The 17,618-nt window shown below is 63.3% G+C and carries 20 protein-coding genes and 1 tRNA gene; 9 read left to right on the top strand and 12 right to left on the bottom strand.

Annotated features, from left to right (window positions below; genetic code table 11):
- Window positions 1-120 precede the first annotated feature (120 nt).
- Together F3H26_RS10630 and F3H26_RS10625 are read left to right on the top strand one after the other, a co-directional pair.
- A complete protein-coding gene (locus tag F3H26_RS10630; protein WP_149776038.1) occupies window positions 121-576 on the top strand; it encodes an Lrp/AsnC family transcriptional regulator in 456 nt (151 codons plus the stop codon).
- Window positions 573-1,031 (top strand): Lrp/AsnC family transcriptional regulator, encoded by a 459-nt coding sequence (locus F3H26_RS10625; protein ID WP_149776037.1) that lies wholly within the window; start codon window positions 573-575, stop codon window positions 1,029-1,031. Before F3H26_RS10630 ends, F3H26_RS10625 begins: the two co-directional genes overlap by 4 nt.
- A gap of 3 nt (window positions 1,032-1,034) precedes the next feature.
- Here F3H26_RS10625 and F3H26_RS10620 read toward each other — a convergent pair whose 3' ends face one another.
- Complete coding sequence (locus tag F3H26_RS10620; protein ID WP_316635381.1) at window positions 1,035-1,649, bottom strand: UTRA domain-containing protein; 615 nt, start codon at window positions 1,647-1,649, stop codon at window positions 1,035-1,037.
- A gap of 316 nt (window positions 1,650-1,965) precedes the next feature.
- On the opposite strand from F3H26_RS10620, the gene F3H26_RS10615 reads away from it, so the two are divergent.
- Window positions 1,966-3,093 carry an aminotransferase class V-fold PLP-dependent enzyme gene (locus F3H26_RS10615; protein ID WP_149776035.1) on the top strand — a complete coding sequence of 376 codons (1,128 nt, stop codon included), beginning with the start codon at window positions 1,966-1,968 and terminating at the stop codon, window positions 3,091-3,093.
- Window positions 3,094-3,106: 13 nt separating this feature from the next.
- Here F3H26_RS10615 and F3H26_RS10610 read toward each other — a convergent pair whose 3' ends face one another.
- The 3 genes from F3H26_RS10610 to F3H26_RS10600 all read right to left on the bottom strand — a co-directional run bounded on the left by F3H26_RS10610 (window position 3,107) and on the right by F3H26_RS10600 (window position 5,393).
- Window positions 3,107-4,303, bottom strand: coding sequence for a UbiH/UbiF family hydroxylase (locus F3H26_RS10610; protein WP_149776034.1), 1,197 nt, complete (start codon window positions 4,301-4,303; stop codon window positions 3,107-3,109).
- Between the two features lie 74 nt (window positions 4,304-4,377).
- Window positions 4,378-4,626 (bottom strand): hypothetical protein, encoded by a 249-nt coding sequence (locus F3H26_RS10605; protein WP_149776033.1) that lies wholly within the window; start codon window positions 4,624-4,626, stop codon window positions 4,378-4,380.
- A 122-nt stretch (window positions 4,627-4,748) separates the two neighbouring features.
- A complete protein-coding gene (locus tag F3H26_RS10600; protein WP_149776032.1) occupies window positions 4,749-5,393 on the bottom strand; it encodes a pyrimidine 5'-nucleotidase in 645 nt (214 codons plus the stop codon).
- A gap of 101 nt (window positions 5,394-5,494) precedes the next feature.
- Between F3H26_RS10600 and F3H26_RS10595 the strand changes: the two genes are divergently transcribed.
- Window positions 5,495-6,142, top strand: a complete 648-nt coding sequence (locus tag F3H26_RS10595) for a GntR family transcriptional regulator (protein ID WP_149776031.1) — start codon at window positions 5,495-5,497, stop codon at window positions 6,140-6,142.
- On the opposite strand, the gene F3H26_RS10590 is transcribed toward F3H26_RS10595, so the two are convergent.
- Entirely contained in the window at window positions 6,099-7,856 is a 1,758-nt protein-coding gene (locus F3H26_RS10590; protein WP_316635375.1) for a glycosyltransferase family 2 protein, read from the bottom strand. The two genes, F3H26_RS10595 and F3H26_RS10590, sit on opposite strands and share 44 nt — an antisense overlap.
- A gap of 246 nt (window positions 7,857-8,102) precedes the next feature.
- Entirely contained in the window at window positions 8,103-9,269 is a 1,167-nt protein-coding gene (gene carA, locus F3H26_RS10585; RefSeq protein ID WP_149776029.1) for a glutamine-hydrolyzing carbamoyl-phosphate synthase small subunit, read from the bottom strand.
- Between the two features lie 183 nt (window positions 9,270-9,452).
- Here carA and F3H26_RS10580 point away from each other — a divergent pair, with 183 nt between their 5' ends.
- Entirely contained in the window at window positions 9,453-9,935 is a 483-nt protein-coding gene (locus F3H26_RS10580; RefSeq protein WP_149776028.1) for a GatB/YqeY domain-containing protein, read from the top strand.
- Between the two features lie 7 nt (window positions 9,936-9,942).
- On the opposite strand, the gene F3H26_RS10575 is transcribed toward F3H26_RS10580, so the two are convergent.
- The 3 genes from F3H26_RS10575 to ctaD form a co-directional block, all read right to left on the bottom strand.
- A complete protein-coding gene (locus tag F3H26_RS10575; RefSeq protein ID WP_149776027.1) occupies window positions 9,943-10,434 on the bottom strand; it encodes a DUF2244 domain-containing protein in 492 nt (163 codons plus the stop codon).
- Window positions 10,435-10,479: 45 nt separating this feature from the next.
- The gene (locus tag F3H26_RS10570; RefSeq protein WP_149776026.1) at window positions 10,480-11,079 is read right to left on the bottom strand and encodes a 2-hydroxychromene-2-carboxylate isomerase; all 600 of its coding nucleotides are present in this window, start codon (window positions 11,077-11,079) and stop codon (window positions 10,480-10,482) included.
- A 134-nt stretch (window positions 11,080-11,213) separates the two neighbouring features.
- Window positions 11,214-12,872, bottom strand: a complete 1,659-nt coding sequence (gene ctaD, locus F3H26_RS10565) for a cytochrome c oxidase subunit I (RefSeq protein WP_149776025.1) — start codon at window positions 12,870-12,872, stop codon at window positions 11,214-11,216.
- Window positions 12,873-13,164: 292 nt separating this feature from the next.
- On the opposite strand from ctaD, the gene F3H26_RS10560 reads away from it, so the two are divergent.
- Window positions 13,165-13,584, top strand: a complete 420-nt coding sequence (locus F3H26_RS10560; protein ID WP_149776024.1) for an HIT family protein — start codon at window positions 13,165-13,167, stop codon at window positions 13,582-13,584.
- Between the two features lie 8 nt (window positions 13,585-13,592).
- Here F3H26_RS10560 and F3H26_RS10555 read toward each other — a convergent pair whose 3' ends face one another.
- Entirely contained in the window at window positions 13,593-14,006 is a 414-nt protein-coding gene (locus F3H26_RS10555) for a MerR family transcriptional regulator (RefSeq protein WP_149776023.1), read from the bottom strand.
- Between the two features lie 79 nt (window positions 14,007-14,085).
- On the opposite strand from F3H26_RS10555, the gene F3H26_RS10550 reads away from it, so the two are divergent.
- The gene (locus tag F3H26_RS10550; protein ID WP_149776022.1) at window positions 14,086-15,012 is read left to right on the top strand and encodes a cation diffusion facilitator family transporter; all 927 of its coding nucleotides are present in this window, start codon (window positions 14,086-14,088) and stop codon (window positions 15,010-15,012) included.
- Window positions 15,013-15,318: 306 nt separating this feature from the next.
- Here the strand turns inward: F3H26_RS10550 and lipB are convergent, their stop codons facing one another.
- Both lipB and F3H26_RS10540 read right to left on the bottom strand, forming a co-directional pair.
- A complete protein-coding gene (gene lipB, locus F3H26_RS10545) occupies window positions 15,319-15,978 on the bottom strand; it encodes a lipoyl(octanoyl) transferase LipB (RefSeq protein WP_149776021.1) in 660 nt (219 codons plus the stop codon).
- Window positions 15,979-16,016: 38 nt separating this feature from the next.
- Window positions 16,017-16,676: a DsbA family oxidoreductase gene (locus F3H26_RS10540; RefSeq protein WP_149776020.1), complete on the bottom strand. Its 660-nt coding sequence runs from the start codon at window positions 16,674-16,676 to the stop codon at window positions 16,017-16,019.
- 141 nt (window positions 16,677-16,817) lie between these two features.
- Between F3H26_RS10540 and F3H26_RS10535 the strand changes: the two genes are divergently transcribed.
- Together F3H26_RS10535 and F3H26_RS10530 are read left to right on the top strand one after the other, a co-directional pair.
- Window positions 16,818-16,904: transfer RNA gene (locus tag F3H26_RS10535), tRNA-Leu, on the top strand.
- A 59-nt stretch (window positions 16,905-16,963) separates the two neighbouring features.
- Window positions 16,964-17,419, top strand: a complete 456-nt coding sequence (locus F3H26_RS10530) for a DUF6538 domain-containing protein (RefSeq protein ID WP_149776019.1) — start codon at window positions 16,964-16,966, stop codon at window positions 17,417-17,419.
- Window positions 17,420-17,618 lie beyond the last annotated feature (199 nt).

Below are 17,618 nucleotides of genomic sequence, written 5' to 3'. Positions count from 1 at the left end.
TTTCTGTTTCGATTGCTGCGTTTCTATCTGCGGCGATTGCTATTGGCGAGAGCATTGGAGTTGAGTATTTGGGAAAAACGTGAAGACTAATTCGTAAGAATGAAGAAAAGTGAAAAATTCATGCTGGACGACATAGATCGCCGCATCCTGCGCCATTTCCAGGCCGACCCAAGCCTGAGCACCGCCGAACTGGCCGAGCGCTGCCGGATCAGCAACGGCGTCTGCTGGCGCCGGATCGAAAAGATGCAGGCCGCCGGGATCATTCAGGGGCAGGAGGCCGTGATCGACTGGGCCGCCATGGGCTATGCGGTCGAGGTGTCGTTGCGGGTGACGCTGGACAAGACCCAGCCGCGCGCCTTCGACGAATTCACCGAAGCCGCCCGCAAGGTGCCCGAGGTGATCGAGATCCAGACCTTTCTGGGCCGGGTCGATGTCCGTCTGTCCGTCATCGCGCGGGACATGGCGCATTATCAACAGGTCTATCGCGACCGAATCCTGACCCTGCCGCATATCGCCGATATCGAGGCCCTGATGCACATAGCGCGGGTCAAGCGGGACGAGGTGCTGCCGGTATGATCCAACTGGATGAACTGGACCGCAAACTGCTGCGCGCCCTCGCGCAGGACGCCACGCAGAGCGCAGGGGCGCTGGGGCGCCGGTTCGGGCTGTCGCAACCCGCCACCTGGCGCCGGATCCGGCGGCTGGAACAGGCGGGCGTCATCAAGGGGCGCCGGCTGCGCCTGAACGCCGAGGCGCTGGGGTTCGGCGTCATCGTATTTCTGGGCGTCAAGCTGGCGCGCAAAGGCCAGGTCAGCCTCGAGGACTTCGAACGCGCCGTCAGCGCCATCCCCGAGGTGCAGACCGTGGAACACGTTCTGGGCCTGTATGATTATCGGCTGCGCGTGGTGGCGCGTGACCTAGCGGATTTCGAGCGCGTTCTGCGCCGCCGCATCATGACGCTGCCCGGGGCCGGGGATGTCGAAGCCAACGTGCTTCTGAGCGAAGAACGTCGGCCGGGGCCAATCGGCTAGGTTTCAGTACCGGGTGCGGATGCAGTATCCGGGGTGGAAGGTCATGCGGGCAAAGGACAATGGCACCCCGTCCTTCCAGGTGGTCCGCTCCAGTTGCATCATCGCCGCTGCGGTCGTTGTGCCCATGTAATCAGTCAGGCTGCTGTCGGCGGAAATGGCGCTGAAGGCGATTTCGGCAACCGAAAACGGCGCGGCGTCCAGCAACCATTCATGCGGCGATGTCTGCTCCAGGTCGGCCGTTTCGATCTCGGGGACGGCGGCGATGTTGACCCACCGTTCTTCGTGCTGAAAGGGGCGGTTGTCCGCATAGTGCATGCAGACCACATGCAGGACCCGCGCATCCGCCTGCAGGCGGAGCTGAGAGCTGAGCCAACCGGGGCTGGGCTCCACATTCCGTTCCACAAGCGAATAGCGGTAGGCGGCATTCTGGTCTTCCACGACCTGCCGGACCAGAGACAGCTCGAGCTTGGCCTGTTTGCTGGGCAGTTTCTTGACCCGGGTTCCACTTTTGCGTTTGCGTTCGACAAAGCCCTGTTCGGCAAGTTCGCGCAGCGCCCGGTTCACGGTTGCCCGCGCGCAGTTGAATTCCTCGGCCAGTTGGGTCTCGGTCGGCAGCAATGTGCCTTGTGGCCAGACACGGGTTTCGATCCGCCTTTTGACTTCGTCACGAACAAACTGAAAACTTATGCGTTTGTGAGCATTCACTGTCTGGAAATTCCTGTTCAGGTTCCGGCTGAGCGTATCTGTTCAGAAACACGCCAGAGTGTAAAGATCACCTGACACTGGTTGGCGTCATTTTTGCCGTTCTGGCCGATCCTGCCGCACACAAAAGTGTCAAAGTGACATTTACCTTGCGTCAATCGTTGATAACGACCAGCGTATCCCCATAGTTTGCTTCTTGTTTCGAAAAAATCAAAACTGGAAAGGAACCTCCATGCCCGCAGTGTTGGAAGCCGTCGATCCGCAAGGGCTCGAGGAGTTTTCGGTCGTGTTCACCGATCGTTCTCTCAACCACATGTCGCAGGCGTTCCAGCAGGTGATGCGCGACATTTCAGGGATGCTGCGCGAGGTCTATGGCGCGGATGGCGTGGCCGTGGTGCCGGGTGGCGGAACCTATGCGATGGAGGCCGTGGCCCGTCAGTTCGCCCGCGGAGCCAACGTGCTGGTGGTGCGCAACGGCTGGTTCTCGTATCGCTGGAGCCAGATCATCGAAACCGGGGGGCTGACGGCCTCGGCCACCGTGTTGAAGGCCCGCCCAACCGGAAATTCCAGCCCGTCGCCCTTTGCGCCCGCGCCGATCGACGAGGTGGTTGAAACCATTCGCAGCCAGCGACCCGGCGTGGTGTTCGCGCCGCATGTGGAAACCTCGGCCGGGGTCATTCTGCCGGATGACTATGTCACCGCGATGGCCGCCGCCGCGCACGAGGTCGGCGCGCTGATGGTGCTCGACTGCATCGCCTCGGGCTGTGCCTGGATCGACATGAAGGCCACCGGCGTGGACGTTCTGATCTCGGCCCCACAAAAGGGTTGGAGCGCCTCGCCCTGTGCCGGTCTGGTCATGCTGTCCGACCGCGCCGAGGCACGGCTGGCCGAGACCACCTCGGACAGTTTCGCGCTGGACCTGAAGAAATGGCGCCAGATCATGCAGGCCTATGAGGGCGGCGGCCATGCCTATCACGCCACCATGCCCACCGATGCGCTGCGGGCGTTCCGCGATACGATGCAGGAGACCCGTGACTATGGGTTCGACAAGCTGCGCGATGCGCAATGGCGGCTGGGCAATGCGGTGCGGGCGATGCTGCGCGACAAGGGGGTCGTTTCGGTCGCGGCCGAAGGTTTTGGCGCGCCGGGGGTGGTGGTCAGCTATACCGACGACCCCGAGGTGCAGAACGGCAAGAAATTCGCCGCGCTGGGCATGCAGATCGCCGCCGGCGTGCCGCTGCAATGTGACGAGCCCGAAGGGTTCAGCACCTTCCGTCTGGGCCTGTTCGGGCTGGACAAGCTGTATGATGTCGATGGCACGGTGGCCCGGCTGAAGCGGGTGCTGGATCAGGTGCTGTAGGCCGGTATGGGCCTCAGCGCACGCCGAGGCCCATCTGCATCAACGTCTTGCGCACCACCGGCATCGAATAGAGCGCGTTCAGCCCCACAGCGCGCGCATCGCGCAACGGCCGTGCCTCGACCATCGAGGCGCGGTTCAGCAGGTCGATCCCCTTGACGCGCAGTTCGATCTCGGCATGGCGGGCCTTGTGATAGGCCTCCAGCATCTGGGCATCTCCCAGACCCTCGGGTCGGGCCTGGGCCAGGTCCAGCAGGCTGCGCAGATCCCCCAATGACATGTTCAGCCCCTGTGCGCCGATCGGGGGCACCACATGGGCGGCCTCGGCCATCAGGGCCACGCGCTGGGCCGACAGGCGCTCGGCCGATTGGCTGATGATCGGCCAGATCGTCCGGCGCGAGGCCAGTTTCAGCGGTCCGAACAGGCCGCAGGACCGCTCGGTCATCGCGGCCTCGAACTCGGCCTCGGGCAGGTTCAGCAAGTCGACCGCGCGCGGGCCGCGCTCCATCCACACGATCGCCGACGAGGGCTGGCCCTGCCAGTCGGGCAGGGGGACCAGAGTGAACGGCCCGCCGGACCGGTGGATCTCGGTCGAGACGTTTTCATGGGCAATCGGATGCGTCACCGCAAAGGCCAGTGCTTTCTGCCCGTACCGCGTGGTGTGGACCTTGATCCCCGCAGCCTCGCGCATGGGCGAGTTGCGGCCGTCGGCGGCGATCACCAGCTTGGTGCGGATGCGGGTGCCGTCGGACAGGCCGACACGCGCCTCGGCGGTGCGGGTGAACAGGCTGACGGTGCCGGTGCCGGGGCGGAAATCGACATTCGGCAGTTCGTGCAGCCGGGCCACCATCTCGCGCCGCAGCAGCCAGTTGGGCAGGTTCCAGCCAAAGGGTTGATCCGAGATATCGGCGGCGTTGAAATCGCGCACCACGCGCGGCTCGGGGATGTCGCCGCCTGCGTCCACGATGCGCATGATCTGCAGCGGCGCGGCGTGGGGTTCCAGCCGGTCCCACAACCCGCAGTGCTGCAGAAGGCCGTGCGCCGGTTGCAGAAACGCGGTGGTGCGCAGGTCGGATCCGTCGGCGTCTCGGTCGGTGACGGGCGGGGTCGGGTCCACGCAGATCACGTCGAACCCCGCGGCGCCAAATACGGCCGCCGCGGTCAAACCGGCGATGCCGCCGCCGGAAATCAGGATGTCACAACTGTCGGTCATCGCGTCACTCTCCGTTGCCTGCGGACCCTAGTGCGGTTCTGGGGCCTGCGCCAAGTGACATCCTGTCCCGTGGTCTAGCCGCGTGAAATCAGGACCAGAATCAGGAACATCACCGGCACCATCGCCAGGGCCGGCAGATACAGGCCCGGCAGGCCGAACAACAGGGCCGAACAGCCCCACATGCTGACCAGCGCCGCAGCGGTATAGCCCAGATCCTCGGGCTTGCCATTGGCCGCATCGCGGGCCAGCCAGCCAAACAGGGGAATTGCAAAAAGCAGGCGCTGCCAAAAGGGCAGGCGGCCGGGCATCTCGATCGCGGTCATCGGGGTCTCCGTTTCTGTTCGTCGCTGGGCCTGATGTAGGAATGATTTAGCACCTGCAGAATGCGCGGATCGTCGCAGTTTCGGGCTGCGCGCAGGCGCATTTCGTCGCAGCCTCGGGTGGTTCAGATCAGGCGTGCGAGAAAGGCGGTCAGGTCATCGGTGTGGTGGTGGATGTGATCCGCGTCATGCGGATCGGGGGCGACATGCACCGTGCGCATGCCCATGTCATGCGGGGCCTTCAGGTTGCGCGGCTCGTCCTCGAACATGGCGGCGCGGTCGGGGCGGATGCCGTCGCGGGCAAAGACCGTTTCGAACGCGGCCTTGTCCGGTTTGGGCCGATACCCCGCATGTTCGACCCCATAGATCGCGTCGAACAAACCGTCCAACCCGCGTGAGGCCAGAACCCGCTCGGCATAAGGCGCGCTGCCGTTGGTGTAGACGATGCGCCGCCCGGGCAGGGCCCCGACATGCGCGGCCAGCGCGGGGTCGGGCTCCATGTGGCTCAGGTCGACCTGATGAACCGCGTGCAGATAGGGCTCGGGGTCCAGATCATGTTCAGCCATCAGTCCGGCCAGCGTGGTGCCGTGTTCGCGCCAATAGTGCTGGCGCAGCCGGTCGGCCTCGGCCCGGTCGACGCGCAGGGCTTCGACCACGTATTCGGTCATCAGCACCTCGATCTGATCGAACAGGCGCATGTGCGGCGGATACAGGGTGTTGTCCAGATCGAACACCCATTGAGTGACATGTGAAAACGCAGCCTTGACCATGGGCTTGGGTTTAGGCCGCGGCCACCCGGTTTTCAATGGCGCACTTGATTGCGGACCCATGGCCCGGATAGACATGTCCGAACGAGGAGAGACAGCACCCGATGAACCAGACGAAACAGCCGCAGACCGATGCCTACAACCTGATCCTCGAAGCCATCGACGTGGGGGTGTACAAGCCCGGCGACCGGCTGGTGGAAAGCGAACTGGCCGAGCGGTTCGGCGTGTCGCGCACCCCGATCCGCGAGGCGTTGCAGCGGCTCGAGACGCAGTCGCTGCTGGAGCGTGACGGGCGGTCGCTGATCGTGGCCTCGCTGGACCACAACCAGATGGCCGAGCTCTATGTCGTGCGGCGTGAGTTGGAAGGGCTGGCGGCCCGGCTGGCCGCGCGGCATGCGACCGAAGAAGAAATCAAGGTGTTGCAGGACATGGTCGCGGCCGACGATGCGCTTGTGGATGACCCGGTCGCCCTGTCGCGCGCCAATCGGCGGTTCCACGAGCAGATCCATCTGGCCTCGCACAACCGTTACCTCGTGCAGCAGCTGGACCTTGTGCACCGCACGATGGCGCTGATGGCCACCACGTCGCTGGCGGCGCAAGGTCGGGGCGAAATCGCCCAGAACGAGCACAAGGCGATCGTGGACGCCATCGCGGCCCGCGACGAGGAGGCCGCGGACCGGGCGCTGAAAGAGCATATCTCGGTCGCGTTCATGACCCGTCTGAAACAGGACGCAATCCGGCGCGAAAAGTAGGCTCGGGCAGGGTTTCCTCGACCGCCTGGCCATGTTGGGTCTTGTCCCAGAAGAACGGGTTGGCCGCCAGTTCCCACAACGCCTTGTAGGCGGCTATCACGCCCAGCGGATAGTACAGCGCCATGGTCGGTACCCATGGGATCAGAAACCGGCGGCCGCCCGCGACCACGCCCAGTGTGCCGACGATGATGTTAGCGGCCTCGGCGGTCAGGAACAGATAGACGCAACCGCGCAGGATTTCCGGCGCTACGACTCCCTGGAAAGGATGCGGCCACCCGGCCGTGGCCAGCCAGAAGGCCCAGAGCACCGGTGCAAGCAGAAATTGCCCGACCGTGCCCAGAAAAAAGGCCTGAACGCCGAAGAACCGCCACGCCCCTAGGTCGCGCAGCAGCCGCGCCGGAGACCGCATGTGCACCAGGTAGGTGACCATGAAGCCCTTGAGCCAGCGCGAGCGTTGTTTCACCCAAGGCCAGGCGCGGAAATTCGCTTCCTCATAGGTGGCGGTATCCACGATCTCGGTGCGATAACCGGCGCGGGTCAGGCGCAGGCCGAGATCCGCGTCCTCGGTGACGTTGTGTGCGTCCCAACCGCCAAGCTCGATCAGCTTGTCGCGGCGGAAGAAGAACGTCGTTCCTCCCAACGGTACGACCAGCCCCAGCCGCGCGATGCCGGGCAGGATCACCCGGAACCAGCCGCTGTATTCGATGGTGAAGCAGCGGGCTCGCCAGTTGGTGCGGGGGTTGTAGAAATCCAGTGCGCCCTGCAGGCAGACCACGTCCTCGGGCACCTGTGCGAAATGGCGAACCACGGTCTCGAGCTGGTCCGGCGCGGGGGCGTCTTCGGCATCCCAGACGCCCACGATCTCGCCCCGACAGAAATCCAGCGCATAATTCATTGCGCGGGGCTTGGTGGTCAGATCGCCCAGGGCCGGCACCTCGAGCGTGCGCATCCAGCTTGGCAGATCGGCTTTTTCCAGCGCTGCGCGCGTGACGCCATCCTTCTCCTCCAGCACGAGGACGACATCCAGAAGCGCCTTGGGGTATGTCAGACGTTGAAGACGCTGGACCAGGGCGCCAGCGATTTCCCGTTCCTTGTACAATGGAACCATGATCGAAACGCTGGGAAGCCGGGCGGGCGTTTCCAACGGTTCGGTCTGGCGCGTCCTGCGTGGGGCGATATAGGCCGCCAAGCCAGCCAGACGCAGGACCAGAAACAAGGTTAGCGTACCGACCGCGGCCCAGAACAGCAGCGAAAGACCAAGCTGCGGAATGGCGGCAAGCCCGGCGACGGCCGCCAGAAACGCAACAGCCGGCTTGAACCGCGAACCGAGATTCCATCCACGGCAACTCTGGCTCAGCGGGGCGCGGGTTTCTGCAGCCTGGGCCAGCTGCGTCTTGTACCGGTCCGCGATCGCCTTGTCGATCTGGTCCGTCTGGGCCAGGACCGGCAGCACCGTTTGCGCGCAGTCGCGCAGGCGATCGGCCACCATGTCGAACCGGTCGGGGCGGGCGGTGGCCACCAGAAGGATCGGCCCGACCCGCATCCACGGAACGACGTTTTGTTCGATCCAAAAGTCCACCGGGCGCAGGGCGCACAGCTCGGCGGGCGGTGGAGCGGTCTCGAGATCGGCGAACTGCAACTGGCGTTGATGCCCCAGCGCGCACAGAACATCTTTGCGCGTGGCCCAGTTTTCGCTGACGAGAATCTCGCCCAACGGTGCGTTCTGCCGCTGTTGCGCTTGCAACGCCGCGTCCAGTTGTTGGGGCGTGATCGTTCCCGCATCGACCAAACAGGCGCCAAGAGGCTTGCACGGATCCGATCCCGCCACTGCGGTGGCGGGCCCCTGATCCGAAAAACTCAGCTCAACCATAGTGATACTCTGCCCGAAGTCACTCGGGCAGAGTTGCTCAATCAAGGTTAATCTCGGGTTAACGGCTGCGCATATCGCGGCCGGCGAGGGTTAAGCGTGCGCTTTTTTGTCCGCCATGGCCTGCGCGAACCGTTCGAACAGGTAGAAACTGTCCTGCGGGCCGGGGGACGCCTCGGGATGGTACTGAACCGAATAGACGGGACGGTCGGTCATGCGGATGCCGCAGTTTGATCCGTCGAACAGGGACCGGTGGGTTTCGATCACGCCTTCGGGCAGCGATTGCGCGTCCACGGCGAACCCGTGGTTCATCGATGTGATCTCGACCTTGCCGGTTTCCAGATCCTTGACCGGGTGGTTCGCGCCATGGTGGCCGTGGTTCATCTTGACCGTTCGGCCGCCCAGCGCCAGCGCCAACATCTGGTGGCCGAGGCAGATCCCGAAGACCGGAAGGTCTGTGGTGTCGAGAATTTCGCGGATCATCGGCACCGCGTATTCCCCCGTGGCGGCCGGATCGCCCGGACCGTTGGACAGGAACACGCCGTCGGGGTCATGGGCCAGAACTTCGGCCGCGGTGGCGGTTGCGGGCAGAACAGTGACGTCGCATCCGGCCGAGGCCAGACAGCGCAGGATGTTCCGTTTGGCGCCGTAATCCAGGGCGACGACCTTGTGCGCGGGGGCCTGTTGCCGCTGATAGCCGTCGGGCCAGGCCCAGCGCATCTCGTCCCAGCGGTAGCTTTGGGCGCAGGTCACCTCCTTGGCCAGGTCCATGCCTTCCAGCCCGGCAAAACCGCGCGCCGCGGCGATCAGCGATTCGATGTCGAAATTGCCGTCGGGGTTGTGGGCCAGGGCCACATGCGGGGCGCCCTGCTGACGGATCGCACGGGTCAGCCGGCGGGTATCGACCCCACCGATGGCGATCCGGCCACGGCGGGCCAGCCAGTCGGTCAGCCGTTCGGCCGAGCGCCAGTTCGACGGCTCGGTCGGGTCCCATTTCACGACCATGCCCGCCGCCACCGGATCGGCGGTTTCGTCATCTTCGGGATTGACGCCGACATTGCCGATATGCGGGAAGGTGAAGGTCACGATCTGCCCGGCATAGGACGGGTCGGTCATGATCTCCTGATAGCCGGTCATCGCGGTGTTGAAACACAGCTCGGCCACGGTCTGGCCGGTGGCGCCGAACCCGGTTCCGAAGAAGAGCGTTCCGTCGGCCAGTGCCAGACATGCGGTGGGCTTGGACGTGGCGTTGTGGGCCATGGCGCGACTCTCCTTTTGGGTAAATCGGCGCATAACTAAGGGGGTTGGTGCCTCGGGTCAACCCTGTTCGATTTTCGGGCTTTCGTTGTTTTTCAAATACTTAACAAAAGTTTAAGGGTGTTGTGTCGTGAAAACTGTTTGGATATGTTCGGGGTTCCGTTGCCATGGGGATGAATTGAGCAGATGGATATGCGAACGCGGATCACCACCGCCCTGAAGCAAGCAATGAAAGACAAGGACACCGAGCGCCTGTCGACCCTGCGGCTGATCAACGCCGCCATCAAGGATCGCGACATTGCCAAGCGCGCCGAGGTCAACGAAGAGGCCACCGGCTGCGGCGATGCGGATGTGCTTGAGATCCTTGGAAAAATGAGCAAGCAGCGCAAAGAGAGCGCCCGCGCCTACGAGGAGGGCGGCCGCCTCGACCTGGCTGAACGCGAACTGCGCGAGGTCGAGGTGATCGAGGAGTTCCTGCCCAAGCAGCTGGATGACGACGAGGTCGCGGCCGCGATTCAGGCGGCAATCAGCGCGACCGGAGCCGGTTCGATCCGCGACATGGGCAAGGTGATGGGCGCGCTGAAGTCGCGCTATGCCGGCCGGATGGATTTCGGCAAGGTCGGGCCGCTGGTCAAAGACCACCTGTGCAGCGCGTCGAACGGCGGCTGAGGCTGTTTCAGCCGACTGTCGGATCGCGCAAGCGTTTCACCAGATCGTCATAGAGGGAAACGCGTTCGTCCTCGGACAGGAAGGCGCCGATTTCGACGACGCGGCCTTCGCCCGCCAGGGTGACATAATTCGGCACCGGCCCGCCAACCGGGTGAATCTCGGGGCGGGCCCAGTATCGGTTGCACTGCCATTCCTGCCGGGGCGCGCGCGGGGCAAGGCGCACCAGATGGGCCTGGGTATCGGACAGGGTCAGAACCTCGTGAACGCTGCGGGCGCGGTAATTGGCCTCGAACGCCAGCCACAGCCCGGCCACGGTCAGCAGCAGAAACGGCAGCAGCCCCCACAGAAGAACCGACCCCAGAACGGCCAGCAGGGGGATCAGGCCGAACAGAAAGACCGCCAGAACGACCGCCATCGCCCCACGCGGCGGCAACGAATTGTGCGGCCACAGGCGCAGGCGCTGCTCGGCATCGGAAGTGTTTTCCCAGTGATACGGCATCACGACAAAAAATAGCGGCCTTGCCCGTGTTGTCGATGGGCAATTTCACACGACATGCCCGACCCGCGCCCACGAGAGCGCGTCTTCCAGCCGGTCGTCGCCCCAGAACACTTCGCCGCCGACGACAAAGCTTGGGGCGCCGAAAATGCCCAGGCGGATGGCAGTGTCGGTTTCGGCCTTCAGCGCGGCCTCGGCCCGCGGGGTGCGGGCGCGGGCCAGTACCGGCATCGGGTCCTGCTGACAGCGGAACAGGGCCTCGGAGATGGCCTGCTCGCTGCCGGCCTCGACCCCCTCTTCGAACCAGATCCGGTACAGGGCCTGGGTAAAGCCCTTGCCCCAGCCCTCGGACATGCCCAGCAGCGCGACCTGATTGGCCAGCTCGAGATCCGAGATCGGATAGGGCGCGGGCAGGCGGGCATGGATGTGGTACTTGGACGCCCGGCGCTGGATGTCGCGCCACATATAGGCCGATTTCACGGGTTTGCCGGCAAAGGGGATGTTGCGCTGTTCGGACATCACGGCCCGCACGTTGAACGGGCGCCATGTGACCGTCGCGCTGTTTTCCTCGCACCACGCGTCCAGGCGCATGATGGTCAGAAAACTGTAGGTGCTGCCGATCGAGTACCAGAAATCAATATCGGGCATGGCATCCCCCGAGGTTGCCGCAGGTGTCGGGCTGGGGTCCAGAGTACCCGATTTTTGCCGATCTGGCGATGGCGACCATGCCGCCAAAGAAAAACCCCGCCGTAAAGGCGGGGTTTCGTTTCTTGAAACCGGGATCAGTGCGCGTGGCTCTTGTCCCAGTCTTCCGGCTTGGGCAGCTGCTCGAACGTGTGTTCGGGCGGCGGCGAGGGCAGGGTCCATTCCAGCGTATCCGCGTATTCGTTCCACGGGTTCGGACGCGTTTCCTTGGCGCCACGCAGCAGCGCGTAGATCACGATGCCGAAGAACAGCAGGAACGAAGCGAACGAGATGAACGCACCGATCGACGACACGAAGTTCCACTGAGCGAAAGCTTCGGGGTAGTCGATGTAGCGGCGCGGCATGCCCTGACGGCCCAGGAAGTGCTGCGGGAAGAAGGTCAGGTTGGCGCCGATGAAGAACAGCCAGAAGTGAACCTTGCCCCAGAACTCGGAATACTGACGGCCCGTCATCTTCGAGAAGTAGAAGTAGATACCGGCGAAGATCGCGAAGACAGCACCCAGCGACATCACGTAGTGGAAGTGTGCCACCACATAGTAGGTGTCGTGGTAGGCGCGGTCGATGCCGGCCTGCGACAGAACCACACCGGTCACACCGCCGACGGTGAACAGGAACAGGAAGCCGAAGGCGAACAGCATCGGCGTCTTGAACTCGATCGAGCCGCCCCACATGGTGGCGATCCACGAGAACACCTTGACCCCCGTCGGAACCGCGATGACCATCGTGGCCAGCATGAAATAGGCCTGCTGACGCAGTGACATGCCGACGGTGTACATGTGGTGCGCCCACACGACGAAGCCCAGCACGCCGATTGCGATGATCGCCCAGACCATCGGCAGATAGCCGAAGATCGGCTTGCGCGAGAAGGTGGCGATCACGTGGCTGATGATGCCGAAACCGGGCAGGATCACGATGTACACTTCGGGGTGACCGAAGAACCACAGGATGTGCTGGTACAGAACGGGGTCGCCGCCACCGGCCGGGTCAAAGAAGGTGAAGCCGAAGTTGCGATCCATCAGCAGCATGGTGATTGCGCCCGCCAGAACCGGCAGCGACAGCAGAATCAGCCACGAGGTGACGAAGATCGACCAGCTGAACAGCGGCACCTTGAACAGGGTCATGCCCGGGGCGCGCATGTTCAGGAAGGTGGTGATCATGTTGATCGCGCCGAGGATCGAGGAGGCGCCCGATACGTGCACGGCAAAGATCGCCAGGTCCATGGACATGCCGCCTTCGGTCGTCGACAGCGGCGGGTACAGAACCCAGCCCACGCCCGAGCCGGCCTGGTCGTTGCCGCCGGGGGCCAGCAGCGAGGCGATGCCCAGCGAGGTACCGGCGACGTACAGCCAGAAGGACAGGTTGTTCATCCGCGGGAACGCCATGTCCGGCGCACCGATCTGCAACGGCATGAAATAGTTGCCGAAACCGCCGAACAGCGCGGGGATGACCACGAAGAACATCATCAGAACACCGTGATAGGTGATCATCACGTTCCAAAGGTGCCCGTTCGGGGTACAGGGATCGGCCATGAAACCTTCCAGGCACATGTACTGAACGCCCGGATGCATCAGTTCAAGCCGCATGTAGACGGTCATCATGACCGAGATCAGCCCGGCAAAGGCCGAGAAGATCAGGTAAAGGATCCCGATATCCTTGTGGTTGGTCGACATGAACCACCGGGTAAAGAACCCGCGCTGGTCTTCATGATCGTGACCATGAATGGCTGCGTCTGCCATTTAGGTGCCTCCTGTTGCAAATAGACCGCGCAGCCGGACCTCTCCGGCGCGCGGGATTCCTGCTGGTTTTAGAATGCAAGGGGGCGGCCTTCAATGGCCGAGTTTGATCTGGATCAAGATTAATTGTCGCGGGGCAGGAGGTCACCCACGCGAAATCGGCCCTGATGCGGTGGTATTTGGGGATGACCGGGCGAATTGCAAGAACTGGGGCTGCCCAAGGGCGGATTCACGCCTTGACCCGCCGCGGGCTTGGCCGCAGAACAGCACGCAGCGCCTTTGCCGGAGACCTGTCATGACCGCTTATGATCCCGAAAATATCTTTGCCAAGATCCTGCGGGGCGAGATCCCCTCGACCCGTGTGTACGAAGATGACGAAACGCTGGCTTTCATGGACATCATGCCGCGTGGCGACGGGCATCTGCTGGTGATCCCCAAGACCCCCTGCCGCAACATCCTTGACGCCACCCCCGAACAGCTGGCCGCAGTCATGGCCACCGTGCAGAAACTGGCGCGCGCCGTCATGAAAGCCTTTGATGCCGACGGAGTGACCGTCCAGCAATTCAACGAGGCCGCAGGCGGGCAGGAGGTGTTCCACCTGCATTTCCATGTTCTGCCGCGCCGCGAAGGCCTGCCCCTGCGGCCGCCGGGCAAGATGGGCGACCTGGACGAAATCGCCGCGCATGCCGAACGGATCCGGGCGGCGCTGGACTGATCCGGCGCTCAGTGCGGCCCTGAACAGTCGTCATGCGCGCCAAAGGCGTGCAGAACCGCGCAGACATGATCGTGCTGCCCGTCACAGGCGGTGGCGATCCGGGCCAGCTCGGACTCCAGCCGTTGCAGCTTGCCGATGCGTTCCCGCAGATCATGCAACTGCCGCCGTGCGATCTCGTGCGCCCGGTTCAGGTCGTCGCCCTGCGCGCCCTCGAGCGACAGCAGCGCCTCGACATCGGCCAGCGGCAGTCCAAGGTCGCGCGTGTGGCGGATGAACCGCAGGCGGTCCAGCGCCGCCTGGTCATAGCGCCGCTGATTGCCCGCCGTGCGCTCGGGTTGCGGCAGCAGGCCCTTGTCTTCGTAGAACCGGATGGTGGGCACCTTGACGCCCGTACGGCGCGACAGCTCTCCGATCGTGTACATTTTCGAGAAAACACCCCTTGAACCTCTAGCCACTAGAGGAATTAGGTGTTGGTCGTGACCCAGACAAGGACCGGATTCCATGGCGCATGAACACGACCACGGGCATCATCATCACCAGATCGACCCAAGCACGGGGGATGCGCGGGTGGCCTGGGCCATCGCCGTCAACATGGCCTTGACGCTGGCACAGATCGTCGGCGGCATTCTGTCGGGGTCGCTGGCGCTGATCGCCGATGCGCTGCACAACTTCTCGGACGCGGTCGCCCTGATCATCGCGTTCTTCGCGCGCAGGATCGCGCGCCGCCCGTCAGACCCCCGCATGAGTTTCGGCTATGGTCGGGCCGAGGTGGTGGCGACTCTGGTCAACTATACTACGCTGGTCGTGCTGGCCATCTACCTGATGTACGAAGGCGTGATGCGCATCGTTCAGCCCGAGCCGATCGACGGCTGGATCGTGGTCTGGATCGCGGTGCTGGCCTTGATCGTCGATGCGGTCACCGCGCTTTTGACCTTTTCGATGGCCAAGGCCAGCATGAACATACGGGCGGCGTTTCTGCACAACCTTGCCGATGCGCTGGGTTCGGTGGCGGTGATCGTGGCCGGCAGCGCCGTGATCCTGTTCGGCTGGACCTGGGTCGACCCGGCCGTGACGATCGTGATCGCGTTTTACATCCTGTGGCACGTCAGGGCGGAAATCACCGGCGCGATCCGCGTTCTGATGTTGGGCGCGCCGCCCGGGCTGGACCCCGAGCAGGTCGCCGCCGCCATCGAGCAGGCCGAGGGCGTCGACAGCGTGCACCATGTCCATCTGTGGAGCATGCAGGAGCGCGAGCCGGCCCTGACCGCGCATCTGGTCATCGCGGCCGACGCCTGGCCCGCGGCCGAGCGCATCCGCGTCGCGGTCGGGCAGGTCTTGCAGGACCGCTTTGCCATCGGCCACACGACGCTCGAGATGGAACGGGCCGGGCAGGGGTGCAAGGCCCCGGCGCGGTTCGGGCATGATTGAAGGGTCGGCCTGAAACGAGAATTGCCGTTCCGATTTGGGGTCGGAACGGCAGACTCGTAACCAAACACTTGATCGATTTTCGCGGGCTGGCCGCGATCACCGGTTAACATACCACTCACTCTTGAACGGTCTCTTCATAATACCTCAGACTGAGGCCGTAGTGTGAACCTAAAATGGTGTTTGGGTTAATTAACCCTGATTTTTAGACACATTTTGGAAAAAGCCGCCTGCTTTGCGAAACAGCGGCTGGGTGGCGACGGCATTGTTGTTACCTTGCGTCACTATCCGACAAGCCTGTGTCGGGAATCACCTGGCGGGCGCGGCCCCGAAAACCTCGTCGAAGGTCTTGCGCAAGGCGACATCAACATCGGCCATCGTTACGGGCAGCCCCAGATCCACAAGCGATGTCACGCCATATTCGCGGATGCCGCAGGGCACGATGCCCGAAAAATGCTCCAGGTCCGGTTCGACATTGATCGAGACCCCGTGGAAACTGATCCATTTGCGCAGGCGGATTCCGATGGCCGCGATCTTGTCCTCGGCCGGTTTTCCTGACGCGGTCAGGGGCTTGTCCTTGCGCGGCACCCAAACGCCGACGCGGCCCTCGCGGATCTCGCCGTGGACGTTGAACTCGGCCAAGGCGGCGATCACCCAGGCCTCCAGCTGCTTGACAAAGCGGCGCACGTCGCGCCCCCGCCTGCCCACATCCAGCATGACATAGACCACCCGCTGGCCGGGCCCGTGATAGGTGTATTCGCCCCCGCGCTTGCTGGGATAGACCGGAAAACGGTCGGGGTCCGTCAGGTCTTCGGGCTTGGCCGAAGTGCCGGCGGTGTACAGCGGCGGGTGTTCCAGCAGCCAGATGCACTCGTCCGCCTGTCCGGCGGCGATTTCGGCCACGCGCGCCTCCATGAAGGCGACGGCGGCGTCATAGTCGGTCAGCCCGTCTGTGATCTTCCATTCCATGCGTGCCTCTTACCCCGGTTCCCGGCGAAGGGAAAGCGTCAGGCGGCCTCGGACAGGCAGCGTCGCAGCACCTGGGCGTAGGTGTCCGGGCCTTGCGCGCCGGTCAGCAGGTATTTCCCGCCGAAGACCATGGCGGGAACGCCGCTGATGCCGTGGCTTGTCCAGAATTGCTGTTTCTGACGGACGGGCCCCGCATGCGCGCCCGAGGCCAGCGCCGCCCGTGCCGCATCGCCATCCAGCCCGACGGCCCGGGCCGCGTCCACCAGAACCTCGGTGTCCGAGACATCCCTCTGATCGGTGAAATAGGCGGTGAACAATGCCAGCTTCAGCGGGTGCTGGCGCCCTTGCTCTTCGGCCCAGTCCAGCAGCTGGTGAGCGGCAAAGGTGTTCACGATGCGGCTCTCATCGGTGAAATTGAAGGCAAAGCCCAGATCGGCGCCCAGCGCCGTCAGCTGCGCGCGCGCCTGCTGGCTTTGCTCGACGGTGGTGCCGTATTTTTCGATGATGTGTTCGCGCAGGTTCTGGCCCTCGGGCCCCATCGCCGGGTTCAGCTCGAACGGATGCCAGCGCAACCGGGCTTGGACGCCCTCGCGCGTCAGGGCCTGATCCAGTTGCAGAAATCCGACGATGCACCAGGGGCACACGACGTCCGACACGATGTCGATCTGTAGAGTGGGGCGAGGGTCGGGCGAAGTCATGGCAAGCTCCTGTCGGGCTGGGCGTCGGTTTCCAGAAGTCACAGATATGGTCGAAGCAGAGGATTTCCAATGCGGTCGTTTTTGCCTCTTCACATCCATTTGCCAAACGTCTATACGCCGCTCTACCAAGTCATTGGCAGTGCGGTCGTGGCGGAATTGGTAGACGCGCAGCGTTGAGGTCGCTGTGGGGTAACTCCCGTGGAAGTTCGAGTCTTCTCGACCGCACCAAGTCCTTTATTTCAAACAGGTTTCTTCGCCGAATGTAACGGCAAAAGGAGCCTTTTGAGATGGATGTAACGGTACCCAAGGGCCTCTTTAAGAGGGGCAAAGGATACGCCGTAAGAGTCGCTATCCCGACCGAATATCAAGCGATCATCGGCAAGAAAGAGATCGTCAGGGGTCTTGGAACACAGGATCTTGCTGAGGCTTTGGTCAGACGAAAACAGGTCATGCAGGAAATCCTTTCCTCTATCGGAGAGGGGGAAACACCTGAACCGGTGACACCAAAGACGAACAAGAAACCTTCCCCGCTCGAAGGCGCAACCATTCGGGACACAGCCCACCGCTGGCTTGCTGAGGCAGACGGTATCAAGAACTCGACCAAGGCGAGGTACCGTCAGCACCTTGAGGGCTTCGAGGCATACGCGGGTAATCTCGAAGTCACCCAAATCAACAGAGGGCTTGCTCTGGCCTTCATGGATCATCTCAAGCGGACACCCTCGGAACGAACCGGGGATGTCTGAAGTCAGCGCCAATGGGACAGTTTAGGGGTTTGAGCAACGGAGGATTTCTGGTTCATCGAAGCCATCAAGGAGCGAAGATGAACAAGAAATCCGGAACAAGCAAGGATGCCGCTGACAAGCTGGTCAGAGGCATCAAGCGGAAGACCCGTAAACAGTATTCAGCGGAAGAGAAGATCAGGATTGTCCTGGCTGGCCTGCG

Origin of the sequence: Ruegeria intermedia (genome assembly GCF_900129345.1) — a bacterium.
Taxonomy (GTDB): Bacteria; Pseudomonadota; Alphaproteobacteria; order Rhodobacterales; family Rhodobacteraceae; genus Ruegeria; species Ruegeria intermedia.
This window is presented reverse-complemented; position numbering and strand designations above follow the sequence as displayed.

Excerpts from the sequence above, each read along its gene's own strand:
- F3H26_RS10570 (WP_149776026.1), bottom strand. The coding sequence starts at position 11,079 with ATGCCCGATATTGATTTCTGGTACTCGATCGGCAGCACCTACAGTTTT.
- F3H26_RS10580 (WP_149776028.1), top strand. The coding sequence starts at position 9,453 with ATGGATATGCGAACGCGGATCACCACCGCCCTGAAGCAAGCAATGAAA.
- F3H26_RS10575 (WP_149776027.1), bottom strand. The coding sequence starts at position 10,434 with ATGCCGTATCACTGGGAAAACACTTCCGATGCCGAGCAGCGCCTGCGC.
- F3H26_RS10555 (WP_149776023.1), bottom strand. The coding sequence starts at position 14,006 with ATGTACACGATCGGAGAGCTGTCGCGCCGTACGGGCGTCAAGGTGCCC.
- ctaD (WP_149776025.1), bottom strand. The coding sequence starts at position 12,872 with ATGGCAGACGCAGCCATTCATGGTCACGATCATGAAGACCAGCGCGGG.
- F3H26_RS10630 (WP_149776038.1), top strand. The coding sequence starts at position 121 with ATGCTGGACGACATAGATCGCCGCATCCTGCGCCATTTCCAGGCCGAC.
- F3H26_RS10615 (WP_149776035.1), top strand. The coding sequence starts at position 1,966 with ATGCCCGCAGTGTTGGAAGCCGTCGATCCGCAAGGGCTCGAGGAGTTT.
- F3H26_RS10560 (WP_149776024.1), top strand. The coding sequence starts at position 13,165 with ATGACCGCTTATGATCCCGAAAATATCTTTGCCAAGATCCTGCGGGGC.
- F3H26_RS10550 (WP_149776022.1), top strand. The coding sequence starts at position 14,086 with ATGGCGCATGAACACGACCACGGGCATCATCATCACCAGATCGACCCA.
- F3H26_RS10540 (WP_149776020.1), bottom strand. The coding sequence starts at position 16,676 with ATGACTTCGCCCGACCCTCGCCCCACTCTACAGATCGACATCGTGTCG.
- F3H26_RS10600 (WP_149776032.1), bottom strand. The coding sequence starts at position 5,393 with ATGGTCAAGGCTGCGTTTTCACATGTCACTCAATGGGTGTTCGATCTG.
- F3H26_RS10595 (WP_149776031.1), top strand. The coding sequence starts at position 5,495 with ATGAACCAGACGAAACAGCCGCAGACCGATGCCTACAACCTGATCCTC.
- F3H26_RS10610 (WP_149776034.1), bottom strand. The coding sequence starts at position 4,303 with ATGACCGACAGTTGTGACATCCTGATTTCCGGCGGCGGCATCGCCGGT.
- F3H26_RS10605 (WP_149776033.1), bottom strand. The coding sequence starts at position 4,626 with ATGACCGCGATCGAGATGCCCGGCCGCCTGCCCTTTTGGCAGCGCCTG.
- lipB (WP_149776021.1), bottom strand. The coding sequence starts at position 15,978 with ATGGAATGGAAGATCACAGACGGGCTGACCGACTATGACGCCGCCGTC.
- F3H26_RS10530 (WP_149776019.1), top strand. The coding sequence starts at position 16,964 with ATGGATGTAACGGTACCCAAGGGCCTCTTTAAGAGGGGCAAAGGATAC.
- F3H26_RS10625 (WP_149776037.1), top strand. The coding sequence starts at position 573 with ATGATCCAACTGGATGAACTGGACCGCAAACTGCTGCGCGCCCTCGCG.
- carA (WP_149776029.1), bottom strand. The coding sequence starts at position 9,269 with ATGGCCCACAACGCCACGTCCAAGCCCACCGCATGTCTGGCACTGGCC.